The 12,964-nt window shown below is 46.1% G+C and carries 11 protein-coding genes; 10 read left to right on the top strand and 1 reads right to left on the bottom strand.

Annotation, left to right across the window (positions count from 1 at the left end):
- Positions 1–3: 3 nt before the first annotated feature.
- Entirely contained in the window at positions 4–1,035 is a 1,032-nt protein-coding gene (locus DVG78_RS06260) for a helix-turn-helix transcriptional regulator (RefSeq protein ID WP_114460204.1), read from the bottom strand.
- Positions 1,036–1,638: 603 nt separating this feature from the next.
- Here DVG78_RS06260 and DVG78_RS06255 point away from each other — a divergent pair.
- The 10 genes from DVG78_RS06255 to DVG78_RS06210 all read left to right on the top strand — a co-directional run bounded on the left by DVG78_RS06255 (position 1,639) and on the right by DVG78_RS06210 (position 12,912).
- Entirely contained in the window at positions 1,639–2,739 is a 1,101-nt protein-coding gene (locus DVG78_RS06255; RefSeq protein WP_114460203.1) for a slipin family protein, read from the top strand.
- 86 nt (positions 2,740–2,825) lie between these two features.
- Positions 2,826–3,980 (top strand): ATP-binding protein, encoded by a 1,155-nt coding sequence (locus DVG78_RS06250; protein WP_114460202.1) that lies wholly within the window; start codon positions 2,826–2,828, stop codon positions 3,978–3,980.
- Positions 3,981–4,045: 65 nt separating this feature from the next.
- A complete protein-coding gene (locus DVG78_RS06245) occupies positions 4,046–5,083 on the top strand; it encodes a T4 RnlA family RNA ligase (protein ID WP_158549980.1) in 1,038 nt (345 codons plus the stop codon).
- 3 nt (positions 5,084–5,086) lie between these two features.
- Positions 5,087–5,968 (top strand): phosphatase domain-containing protein, encoded by an 882-nt coding sequence (locus DVG78_RS06240; protein WP_114460200.1) that lies wholly within the window; start codon positions 5,087–5,089, stop codon positions 5,966–5,968.
- 107 nt (positions 5,969–6,075) lie between these two features.
- Positions 6,076–7,515: a sulfatase family protein gene (locus DVG78_RS06235; RefSeq protein WP_114460199.1), complete on the top strand. Its 1,440-nt coding sequence runs from the start codon at positions 6,076–6,078 to the stop codon at positions 7,513–7,515.
- 39 nt (positions 7,516–7,554) lie between these two features.
- Positions 7,555–8,331: a sialate O-acetylesterase gene (locus DVG78_RS06230; RefSeq protein WP_199563208.1), complete on the top strand. Its 777-nt coding sequence runs from the start codon at positions 7,555–7,557 to the stop codon at positions 8,329–8,331.
- Positions 8,332–8,412: 81 nt separating this feature from the next.
- Complete coding sequence (locus tag DVG78_RS06225; RefSeq protein WP_114460198.1) at positions 8,413–9,558, top strand: hypothetical protein; 1,146 nt, start codon at positions 8,413–8,415, stop codon at positions 9,556–9,558.
- A 97-nt stretch (positions 9,559–9,655) separates the two neighbouring features.
- Positions 9,656–10,177 carry a gluconate 2-dehydrogenase subunit 3 family protein gene (locus DVG78_RS06220; protein WP_114460197.1) on the top strand — a complete coding sequence of 174 codons (522 nt, stop codon included), beginning with the start codon at positions 9,656–9,658 and terminating at the stop codon, positions 10,175–10,177.
- A 93-nt stretch (positions 10,178–10,270) separates the two neighbouring features.
- Positions 10,271–11,980 (top strand): GMC oxidoreductase, encoded by a 1,710-nt coding sequence (locus DVG78_RS06215; RefSeq protein ID WP_114460196.1) that lies wholly within the window; start codon positions 10,271–10,273, stop codon positions 11,978–11,980.
- Between the two features lie 74 nt (positions 11,981–12,054).
- Complete coding sequence (locus DVG78_RS06210; RefSeq protein WP_114460369.1) at positions 12,055–12,912, top strand: sugar phosphate isomerase/epimerase family protein; 858 nt, start codon at positions 12,055–12,057, stop codon at positions 12,910–12,912.
- The last annotated feature ends 52 nt before the right edge of the window (positions 12,913–12,964 follow it).

The following is a 12,964-nucleotide window of genomic DNA, read 5'->3' as shown; positions in this document are numbered from 1 at the left end:
TAACTAAGCTTCACCCTTCTCTATCTCTTCATACTGCTTTGCCCCTGCGCTGAGCCGCTGTTGGATGCGTTTCCGCAGATGTTCGGGCGTCAGCACTTTCATGCCATCTCCAAAGCCCAGAATTTCTTTTTCCAGTTCAAAATTGTGTTGAACACAGATCTCGATAATGATGCCGTCGCGGAGGGATTCTAGGGTCTTTTGCGAATGGTGGAGTGGCTTGGTTTCGACGTAGGGGGCGTGTTCGGCACTGACCCAAATTTTTACTTTTTTTGCCCGTAGCGTCGGACTTACGGTTACACCGATCACATTTTTGTAAAACGCTTCGGGTACATATTTCTCATTGGGACGGTACTGCTCTTCCTCGTTGAGTGTTGCTTCCAGCATTCTGTCCAAGGCCAAATGCAAAATATCACTTTGACCGTTTTTTACCCCCACGGCAAACCACCTATTCTTGAATTCTTTGAGCCACCACACGTGAAAAAAGAATCGACTCGCTTCCCGCGCTCGAAACGATTGATACGTAATATCCAATGCTTTCTGTTGGACTACCGCCTGATACAGCACTTCCAGATACGACAATCCGCGCAGGTTTTCGTTTTTTTCAAAATCTATTACGGCCCGTTGGTGGTGCTTGGCGGCATAGACGTGAGCTTCGAGCTTTTGAATGACCGAATTCAATTGTTGAAAGTGCGAAAAACCCTTGAACTGCCGTAACACCTCCACCGCTTCGTTCATCCGGGTAAGGTCTTGGTCGGTGAGCGGAATTTGAGTAATGCTGTAATTGGGGTCTTCGTAGGTGTAGTATTTTTTGTCAACCACAATAATCGGCGCAAAATAGCCCAGCTTATCACTCCGCATCATCTGAATATCGGCCTGCACGGTGCGGCGACTGATGCCTTTGTCCATGCCTTCGTACTCGTACATAGCGTCGGAGACTTTTTCGATCAAGTCTTCGAGCGTCCATTTGCGGTAGCGATTGCGCAGGCAGGCATCAATGGTTTTAAAACGAATCAGGGCATTGCGGTTGACGGGCATGGGTTATTTTCGGTATGAGGGCGTAATTTTTTCAAAATTTCCGAAAATAATTTCATCTACGCAAAAAGAGTGCGCACTTGGGGCTAACATTTGTATCGTCAAGTCAGTCATTGGTACTCAGAACCTGACGTTGGTCTCATCAATGGCCAAGTAGTATCGGCGACGTATCGTGCGATATGCTGTCTGAGTCGTGATTATTTGACTTCATGTATGCACTGTGGGTCGGGGGTTCGACTCCTCCCCCGAAGCAATTCGGGTAACTCAGCGGTAGAGTAACAGAAGGATGAAGACGGCCACTTCATAAAAAACGGTCACCATGGGCTACAATGGCAAAAAGTACTTCTGTGACGACGGTGACGTTTAGCGTCGTGCACAGTTCAGAAAAAGCCTGAAAGTCAGCAGATACCGCAGTCAATGCCTGCACCGCTTTTTTGAGTCAGGGTTGTTGTCAATGAAATAGGAAGGGTCTGTTTCAAAATGACAATTCAAGTTTTAAAAACCGTTGCATCGCTCGCCGCTCAAGCCGCCTTCCGCCTTGGATGAATGAAGTCCTTTTTGTCATTAGCTAAAACAAATTTTAAAAACACTCACATTCCTACAACCATGAAAATCATCAGAATCAATACTTATCAAGCCGGATTGGTATTCCGCAAAGGAAGTTATGTAAAAACCCTTACTGAAGGCGTCTACTGGCTGATGCCATCCGAGAAGGTGCAGCTTTATGACCTCACTCAACCTTTTGCGGCTCCCTGCAATCTGAATATCTTGTTGCAAGACGAAAAACTGAAGGCCATGTTGGATGTCATTGAGGTCAAAGACCATGAAATTGTTTTACAATATGAAAACAGAACATTCACAAATGTCCTAAAACCTGGTCGTCATGCTTTCTGGAAAAGCATTGTGGTATATCGTTATCTGACGGTAGATTTGAGCAAAATAGACATTGTGGAAGACATTGATCTGGCGGCGTTGACCTCCAAAGAGGTGCTGGCTTATATGCGAACTTACACCGTGGAGCCTTACGAAAAAGCCCTGCTGTTTGTGGATGGGAAATACCAAAAGCAATTAGCTTCCGGAACGCACTATTGGTGGCGCAACAACCTTTCGGTATATGTTTCTAAAGTCGATACGCGTCAACTGCAGTTAGAAATTTCGGGACAGGAAATCCTGACCAAAGACAAAGCGGCTTTGCGCATCAACTTTTATGTGCAATATAAAGTCACGGACATCCTGAAAGCGCTGCTCGAAAACAAAGATGCGGAAAAACAACTCTATATCGTGATGCAATTGGCGCTGCGCGAGTACATTGGCACGTTGACGTTGGATGAATTGTTGGAGAAAAAAGAGGCCGCGTCTGCTTTTATTATCAATGCCGCTGCCGGTAAAGCCGAAACGCTGGGAATTATGCTTATTGGATGCGGGATTCGTGACCTGATTTTGCCCGGCGAAATGAAGGAAATCATGAACCAAGTGCTCATTGCGGAAAAGAAAGCGCAAGCCAACACCATCATGCGTCGCGAAGAAACGGCTTCAACGCGCAGTTTGCTGAACACCGCCAAACTGATGGAAGAAAACGAAATGCTGTTTCGTCTGAAAGAAATGGAATACGTCGAGAAAATCGCCGATAAAATCAACACCATTTCCATCTCAGGCGGCGGGCAGGTACTGGATCAATTAAAGCAAATTTTCGGTTCTGCGAAGTAAGTGAGTTTACTTTCTTAGTAGAAGTTTGTCGGAGTATTTTTATGTAAATTTAAAATTGAATTTTAAATTTACATAAAAATACCCTTATGATTGACCGATTGTTAGCTCCGAAAATCCTTGATTTAGTAAAAAAATTCCCGATTATTTCACTAACCGGGCCCCGGCAATCGGGTAAGACAACTTTACTCAAAAACTTGCTGCCCAATTACCGATATGTTTCACTCGAAAATCCTACGACAAGGACTTTTGCCAAAGAAGATCCCAATAGTTTTCTGAAAACCTATGACCAATTTGTGGTTTTTGATGAAGTACAGCGCGTTCCTGAGCTTTTTTCTTACTTACAAACCAAAGTAGATGAAGACCAAATCATGGGGCAGTACGTACTTTCCGGTTCTCAAAACTTTTTGCTGTTACAAAATATCACCCAAAGTTTAGCGGGAAGAGTAGCCATTTTGAAGCTGTTACCGTTGAGTTATGCCGAATTGTCAAAGGCAAACCTGCTTTCTGAATCCATTGCTTATCACATCTTTACGGGGAATTATCCCGCAATATTCGGGCGAGGTCTTCTGCCTGACGAATTCTATTCCAATTATATAGAAACCTACGTACAGCGTGATGTAAGGGAATTATTGGCAGTAAAAGAATTGAGCAGTTTTCAAACCTTTCTGCGTCTTTGCGCCGGAAGAGTTGGCCAACCCCTTAATTTAAGTTCATTGGCCACTGACTGTGGAATTACCTCTCCTACCGCCAAAGCGTGGCTGTCTATTTTAGAAAGCAGTTACATTACATTTACGCTCCAGCCTCATTATCAAAACTTTAATAAGAGACTGATCAAAAGTCCCAAGCTTTATTTTTATGATACAGGGTTGCTTTGTCATTTGCTCAATATGACGGATGCCCGGCAAGTGGAAACGTATTATCAGCGAGGGAGTTTATTCGAGAACGCCATCATCGCCGATATGTCAAAAAACCGTTTCAACCGAGGCGTTTCCCCACAGTTTTATTTTTGGCAGGATAGCAATCGTAACGAAATAGACTTGCTCGAAGAAGGAGTAGGTACAATCAATCTGTTTGAGATGAAATACACCGCTACTATCAATCCAGAACATTTTAGAAATCTTCGATTGTATCGAGAACTTTCATCCATCGGAGGAGATAACTTTCTGATCTATGCAGGAGAGGAAAACCAAATTCGATCAAATGCCAAAGTTATTCCCTGGAATCAGGTAATAAATCTGTAAAATCAACAAGACTTGCCAAGTTTACCTCAGGTATGCTGAAAAACTTGGCAAGTCTACCTAAAACGATGAATATCGCAGCCTTACAACAACTCATTGCCGATGATTACATCAAGGTGCAAAAGCACCCCACGGCACCGTTGTACATCTACAACTATACCCCCAAAACCCAATACGACCGCGTTTGGAATGAATTGACGCTGGCGTGCAGAGGCTTGATTTTAGATGAGGAATATAACATCGTGGCACGCCCTTTTGGGAAGTTTTTCAATTTGGGCGAAATGGAAAACCAAGTCATTCCCAACGAGCCTTTTGAAGTGTTTGAGAAACTTGACGGTTCATTAGGGATTTTGTATTGGTATGATAATAAGCCGTTTATCGCTTCGCGCGGGTCGTTTTCGAGCGAGCAGGCGCTGATGGCTACGGACATGTTGCATACCCAATACGCCCCCGTTATTCCGAATTTAGACCCGACCAAGACGTATTTATTCGAAATCATTTATCCCGAAAACCGCATTGTGGTGGATTACGGAGCCGAACGCAAATTGGTTCTTTTGGCGGTCATTGATAACCAAACGGGAATTGATGTTTTAGAAACGCAACATCATGCATTTCTAAAAGAAGGCGGTTTTGAAATCGTCAAACGCTACGACGGCCTGAACGATTTACAGTTGCTGAAAACGCTGGAGGAAGAAAACAAAGAAGGATTTGTGGTGCGTTTTCAAAGTGGATATCGTTTGAAAGTGAAGTTTGAAGAATACCAGCGCGTCCACCGAATTGTGACGGGCGTTTCAACCGTCAGCATTTGGGAGTATTTGAAAGCAGGACAGGATTTAACGCCGATTCTGGAAAAAGTACCCGATGAATTTTATGAGTGGGTCAAGGAAACCCACGCGCAACTTTTGGCGCAATTTGCGGAAATTGAAGCGATCTGTAAGGCTGATTTCAAAATTTTAGAAACGCGTAAAGACACTGCGCTGTATTTTCAAACCTGTCGTTACCCAGCGGTTTTGTTCAAAATGTTTGACCAAAAGCCCTATGACGACGTGATTTGGAAGCAACTGCGCCCCGTATTTCAGAAGCCGTTTGCCAATTATGATGTATAAAAAATGAAAAAAGTAATCTTACTGCGGGGACTGCCCGCCAGCGGAAAATCGACTCTCGCCCGACAACTGTTGGACGAGAACAAGGGCATGTACAAACGGCTGAACAAAGACGAACTCCGCGCCATGCTCGACAACAGCGAACATTCAAAACACAACGAAAAGTTTGTAGAGCGAGTCCGTGATTTGATGTTAGTGGAAGCTCTGCGCGATGGAAAACACGTCATCATTGATGATACAAATTTATCAGACCGCCCAGTGGAGCGCATTCGTCAGGTGGTGCAGAAATACTGCAAAGAAACGGGAGAACAGGTGCAGATAGAGGTTCGGGAAATGAACACTTCATTGGAAGAAAGCTTAGCACGGGATGAAGTACGGGAGAAAAAAGTAGGCCGCGACGTGATTTTACGTATGTACAAAACCCACGTGTTGGGCGATGAGCGCGGGCCGCATTATCAGCCCCAAGACCCAACTTTGCCGCCTGCTATCCTGTGTGATTTGGACGGCACGTTGGCTATTTTGAGAAACCGAAGCCCTTACGATACCATGTCGTGCGAATTGGATGATCTCAACCAACCCATTGCCGAAATCATCAAAAATTATTACACTTTGGGTGTCAAAATTATTTTGATGTCGGGTCGAGAAGAGAAAGCGCGGACGCCGACGCTCAATTGGCTGAAATACAACAATATCCCTTATCACGCGCTCTATATGCGTACGACGGGAGATATGCGCAAAGATGCTGTTGTCAAAAAAGAGCTTTACGAAGCGCACGTAAAAGGGCAATATTTCGTGCAATTTGTGCTCGACGACCGCAACCAAGTCGTGGATTTGTGGCGCTTGGAGCTGGGTTTGCCGTGTTTGCAGGTGAATTACGGGGATTTTTAAAAGCGTTGAACCGTATAAGTTTTTTATGGCCTTATACGGTTCTTTTATTTAGTAGTTGATTGCCAAAAAATGCTTTTTAAAAGCAGAAATAAACCAACGGCAACGCCATGATTCGGAACGTATCTTTATTGCTCTGTTTTCTGCTTTATCAGTCAGTTTACGCCCAATCTCCCAAACCCAATATTCTCTTTCTTTTTGCCGACGACCTCCGCGCCGATGCTTTGGGTTGTTACGGCAATCCTTACGTCCAAACGCCCAATCTCGACCAATTGGCGCGTAATGGTATGTTGTTCAGCGAAGCGCATATTTTGGGGGGCAATCACGGGGCCGTTTGTGCGCCGAGCCGCGCCATGTTGATGAGCGGAAAAGGCTTTTTTAGAGTAACTGACAAACTAAATGGCGTCACTACGTGGCCGATGCTACTGCGCCAAAATGGCTACGCTACTTTTATGACGGGCAAATGGCACAACGAACCCGCGGCCGTGGGAGCGAGTTTTATGGAAGCCAAAAACGTGATGCTCGGCGGAATGGCCGACCATTATCAAACTCCGATGTGTGATTTGAAACCCGACGGAACCTTTACGACCCCCATCAAAAAAGGATTCTCTACCGATCATTTTGCCGAAACGGCCATTCAGTTTTTAGACAAACAATCGGCCAACAAGCCTTTTGCCACTTATGTAGCGTTTACGGCCCCGCACGACCCGCGCTCGCCTTTGCCCGATTATCTCAAACGCTACGGTACCGTGCCACTTCCGCCAAACTTTATGCCCGCGCATCCCTTCAATTTTGGCAGCGATATGACCGTGCGCGACGAGATGCTGGCCGCTTATCCGCGAACCACCGAGGTTATCAAATCACAACTTACGGAGTATTACGCCATGATTACGCACTTAGACGAAGCCATTGGGAAGATTCTGGCGAAGCTGAAAGAGAAAGGATTAGACAAAAATACCATCATCGTTTTTGCCGCTGACAACGGCCTAGCAATGGGAAGTCATGGCCTGTTGGGCAAACAAAACCTTTACGAACACAGCATGAGGGTGCCGCTGATTATGAGCGGAAAGGGCATTCCTAAAAACCAAAAAAGTGACGCTTTTGTGTATCTGTTCGACCTGTTTCCGACAATCTGTAAAATGCTCAACGTAGCCGCTCCCAAAGATTTGGAAGGGAAAGATTTGTCGGGAATTATTCAGAACAAAACCCAATCGGTGCGTGAGCAAGTCTTTACGGCCTATACGTTCTCGCAGCGCGCTATTCGTGATCGACGTTGGAAGTTGATTCGTTATCCAAAAGTCGATTTTGTCCAACTATTTGATTTACAAACTGACCCGCACGAACTTAACAACTTGGCTCAAAAACCCGAATACACCGCCAAGGTAAAAACAATGATGGAAGATCTAAGAAAACATCAGCAATTATACGGTGATACCTTCCCGCTGACTGCAGCTGAGATTTCATCACAAGTATTTGATTATAAAAACGTTGTACGCAAACCCGACCAATGGCAACCGAAAGAGGTCTTGGAAAAATATTTTAAAGACTAATCCCCCTTGCGCCCTTTGCGAAAAACCATTCAATCCCTTATGAAATACTTATTCTTCTATGTTTTCGCCCTCTTTTCTTTGGAAGCAGTGGCCCAAAACCCTAATTTTAAGGGTAAAAAACTGCATTTATATCTGCTCGTTGGTCAATCAAACATGGCGGGGCGCGGCAAGGTGGAAGAGTCTGACCGCACGCCACATCCGCGTATTTGGATGCTTAACAAAGACAATCAGTGGGTCCCTGCCGTTGCACCCATGCACTTCGACAAACCCGAAGCGGGCGTTGGGCCTGGGCTGGAATTTGCCCGCGTAATGGCCGAGGTTGATACATCTGTCATCATAGGTCTTATACCCGCGGCCGTGGGTGGGTCGGCCATTGACTCGTGGCAACCGGGTGGCTACCACGACCAAACCAAAAGCTATCCCTACGACGATGCCCTTCGTCGGGCGAAAGCAGCGCTGCCCGCGGGGAAATTGAAAGGAATTTTGTGGCACCAGGGCGAAAGCGACAGCAAACCCGCATTGGTAGGAAGTTATACCCAAAAATTAGAGGCGCTCATCAAGCGTTTTCGTAAAGAATTATCGGCCCGTAAGGTGCCGTTTGTGGTCGGTACGTTGGGCGATTTCTTCGTGAATCGTATTCCCGAAGCAAAAGACATCAATGAGCAACTTCGCCAATTACCCAAAAAAGTTAAACACACGGCTTGCGTTGAAGCCGCAGGGTTGGCGGAGAAAGGCGATAAAACGCATTTTGACGCACCTGCCGCCCGCGAGCTAGGCCGCCGCTACGCGGAAGCGATGAGAAAGTTGGGATACTAATGCTTTCCCGTTTGAGATTTGAGTAACTTAGAATTGTCATTTCTGCTGCAATAGTATTTTACTCAATTACTTAATCAGACTATGAAAAAGCCTATCCTTACCCTCGCCATCGTGTGTGCCAACATCGCTTCTTTTTGCCAAAGTATTCTGATTCGACCCAACCGAATCGAGACGGATTATACCCAATATGAGAATGTATTTCTTCGAAGTACGGCCATTCCCAATCTCATCGGAGTGAAAATCAATGGAAGTCATGCCAACCCGTCCGCCACCGAATCGGGTAATTTGTTGCTCAGCGTTGAAGGACGCGGGTACGCAGGCGGGTCATTTACGGGTATTCAGGGAGCAATACGATTTAAAGCTACCCAAAACTGGAACGACAATAACAGGGGAACGCAAGCTGAGATTTTTACGACTCAAAACAATACAACTCTGGCCTTGAGTCGGCTATTTGTAAACCATGACGGGAAAGTAGGAATTGGCAATTATCTAACTACGGTTCCCGATCATCAATTAGAAGTACAACAACCAAACGATTCAGATCGAGGAATTGCTATTTATCGCTATGGTGGTGATGCCCCGGCCATTTTCGGGATTGGAGCCCGAGGCAGTACTATCACTCCCACCCCCACCCTCCAAGACGATATCCTGGCACGCTTCGGAGCCAAAGGGTATAACGGCACTGGCTATACTTCTTCCAGAGCTCGGATTGAGATGGTAGCTAACCAAAACTGGACCGATGTCAACAATGGAGCAAAAATAAATTTTTATACGACCGAAAATAACTCCATCAACACCACCAATAAAATGACTATTCAGGGCAATGGTAATGTAGGAATCGGCGATGACACTCCCTCTTCTACACTTACCCTAAATGGCGCCCTTGAGTTGGCTATTGAAACCAAAAGTTTTAACACAAACGATATTACATTCGACAACTTAGACCGAAATGGAAAATCCGTCATTCGATTTGATGGCCCAGGAACAGTACATCTCAAAGGCATTGCCGGGGGCGTAGATGGTCGGGTTGTTTATATCATGGTAGGGAGAGGAGCCGAATTAAAAATCTATTTAGCTTCTAGCTCAACTAATTCCGCCAATAAACTTCATTTCGATATAGGGGGCGGTTTTATCATTGATACCGTTCAACAATACAGAGGCATGACAGGTCTCATGTTTATTTATGATGGAATTGACCAAGCATGGCAGTTAATGGACAGAAAATAGCCATTCAGTAAATAAATAGTACTCTGGACTTTAATAAAAAAGATGATTTCTTCTTCCAATAGCACTGTCCCAACTTTATCTAAACGATTTTCATGACATGAACCGACGGGAAGTTCTTAAAAATGTCACCTTAGCAGCAGGCGGATTGGTCGTTTTACCCACTTGGGCAGAAGCGTGGAGCCCGAGCACTATCCAAAGGTGGGCGTTAAATCTTTCGCCTAAACAAGAAGCGTTGCTAGTTTCGGTGGTGGATACAATTATTCCAACGACCGATACGCCCGGAGCCAAAGACTTGGGCGTACCTGATTTTATCCAAAAAATGCTGTTGGATTGTTACGAAAAAGACGTGCAGGAAAATGTCAAAAAAGGCCTTGAAAAAACCGATGCCATTGCCAAAGACCGCTATCTCCGGGCTTTCGTTGACTGCAATTCCCTCCAACGTAAAGACGTTTTGGGGAAGGTAGCAATGTCGGCCGACCAGACACAAAAAGACTATTTAGCACTTGTAAAATCACTGACAATTCTCGGGTTTACCACCTCCGAATACGTCCAGACCAAACACCTGAAATATAATCAAGCGCCAGGACATTATTACGGGTGTGTGCCCGTAAAAACGTAGCCAGTAGTTTGTATTGAGTACTGAGACGGAAACACCAATGTTCGTACTCAATACCTAATACTTTATACCCCATGTTCTTTACTCAATACTCAAATGTCATACCTTAATATAGATTCCATCAAAGACCGTACCTACGACGCCATCGTGATTGGTTCAGGAATCAGCGGCGGTTGGGCCGCGAAGGAGCTGTGCGAAAAAGGGCTCAAAACCCTTGTTTTGGAGCGTGGCCGTGATGTACAACACGTAACCGACTATCCAACCGCCAATAAACATCCGTGGGAATTTGAGCATCGCGGTCAGGTACCGTTGGAAATTCGCAATCAATACCCCAACGGTCGAGCGAGTTTCATGCGCGAAGAAACCATGCACTGGGCTTTAAAGCCAGGAGAACAGCCGTTTGTGGAAGAACAGCCGTTTCAGTGGACGCGCGGCTACCATGTGGGCGGCAAATCGCTGTTGTGGGCGCGCCAAACGCAGCGTTGGTCGGACTTTGATTTTGAAGGCCCCGCCCGCGATGGGTTTGCGACCGATTGGCCCATCCGCTACGCCGATATTGCGCCTTGGTACAGCCACGTCGAAAAATTTGCGGGGATTTCGGGCAATAAAGACGGCTTGCCAGAATTGCCCGATGGTGAGTTTTTGCCGCCGATTGAATTGAGCTGCATCGAAAAACATTTTCAGGAGGCCATCACCAAAAATTACAAAGACCGCCACGTGATTCAGGGGCGTTGTGCCCACATTACCGACCCGCAGCAAATCCACTACGACCAAGGCCGCGCCAAATGTCAGCACCGGTCGCTCTGCAACCGTGGCTGTCCGTTTGGCGGTTATTTCAGTAGCAATGCCTCCACTTTACCGTGGGCGGCCAAAACGGGCAACATGACTCTGCGCCCGCATTCAGTGGTGCATTCCATTATTTTTGATGAGAAGAAAAGAAAGGCTTCGGGTGTACGCGTCGTAGATGCCACTACAAAGGAAGTGATAGAATTTTACGCTAAAATCATTTTTGTCAACGGCTCGGCACTCAACAGCAACCTGATTTTGTTGAATTCCATTTCAAGTCGTTTCCCCAACGGCCTAGGCAACGACAGCGGTACCTTAGGGAAATACATTGCGTGGCATAATTATCGCGGCCGCATAAACGCCGAATATGAAGGCTACTACGATAAAATGACCGACGGGAAAAACCCGAGCAACGCCTATATTCCGCGTTTTAGGAATCTCCACAAACAGGAAAGTGATTTTCTGCGCGGCTACGCCACGGGCATCGGTGGCGGCCGGGGACGCCTCACGCGACAGGCCGAAATCGGCGAAGAACTCAAAGACGCGCTCCTGCATCCGCAATTGGGCAACTGGAACCTCAGCGCGTGGATGATGGGCGAAACCGTGCCCATCGAAAGCAACCATGTGCGTTTGGACCCGAACTTAAAAGACCCTTACGGAATTCCTCAGTTGGTGACGTCGGTGAAGTGGACGGAAAATGACGATAAAATGGTGAAAGACTACCTCGAACAACTCACCGAAATGTTTACGTTGGCAGGCTTTAAGAACATTCGTGGTGTGGATACGCACGCAAATCCGGGTTCAGATATTCATGAGATGGGCGGCATTCGCATGGGCAAAGACCCCAAAACGTCGATGTTGAACGAATGGAATCAAGTACACAGTTGCAAAAACGTGTTCGTGACCGACGGTGCCTGTATGACTTCCACTGGTACCCAAAATCCGTCTCTGACCTACATGGCCATCACCGCCCGCGCGGCCGATTATGCTGTGAAGCAACTGAAAAAACGAAAGTTATAATCTAAATCCTCCTTCCTCTGTGTAACTCTGTTTCTCTGCGGTTAAAAAACAGTAACTAACTCAAAATGAATACAATGAAAAAAGCAACCATTTTATTAAGCCTCTCCCTTTTGTTTATCAGTGCCGTTGGCGAAGTTTTTGCCCAAAAAGGCAAATTATACACGTTCCCCATCGGAATGCAGGCGTACACCTACCGCGCCAGTTTTCCTAAAGACGTAGCCGCCACGCTCGACACCCTCAAAATGTTGGGAGTCACCGAATTGGAAGGCGGAGCCGCCAAAGGCACCACGCCCGAAGAATTCAGAAAAATGTGCGAAGAGCGTGGCATCAAAATCCCCGGAACGGGCGGAGGCTACGAACAATTGGTAAAAGACCCCGCAGCGGCGGCCAAAACGGCCAAATTGCTAGGCTCTAGCTACCTGATGTGCGCATGGATTCCGCACAAAGTCAAAGGTGGTTTTACGTTTGAGGAAGCCAAAAAAGCCGTGGATGATTTTAATATGATTGGCAAAGTGTTGAAAGAAAACGGCATCACGTTTTGCTACCATAACCACGGCTACGAATTCCAGCCTTACGAAGACGGAACCTTGTTTGACTACATTGTCAAAAACACCAACCCCGAATATGTATCCTTTGAATTAGACATCCTATGGGCATTTCACGGAGGAGCTGAACCCGTTAGTTTGTTGAAAAAATACGGCAATCGCTTCAAACTCATTCACCTCAAAGACCTCAGAAATGGCGTAAAAGGCGATTTGACCGGCGGTACACCCTTAATAAACGACGTAGTGTTGGGCACAGGACAGGTCGACGTGGCGGGTGTAATTAAGGAAGCCAAGAAAATCGGTATTAAGCATTATTTCATCGAAGACGAAAGCCCCACTTGGTATCAGCAAGTGCCAAAAAGCATTGCTTATTTGAAGAGTTTGTAATTTCTAAATTGATTTTAAGTAGAGCACCCTATATCCATTGATAGGGTGCTCT

The sequence above is a fragment of the Runella aurantiaca genome, assembly GCF_003339505.1.
GTDB lineage: Bacteria > Bacteroidota > Bacteroidia > Cytophagales > Spirosomataceae > Runella > Runella aurantiaca.
The sequence above is the reverse complement of the archived record's forward strand: the minus strand, read 5'-3'. Positions and strand labels throughout refer to the sequence as shown.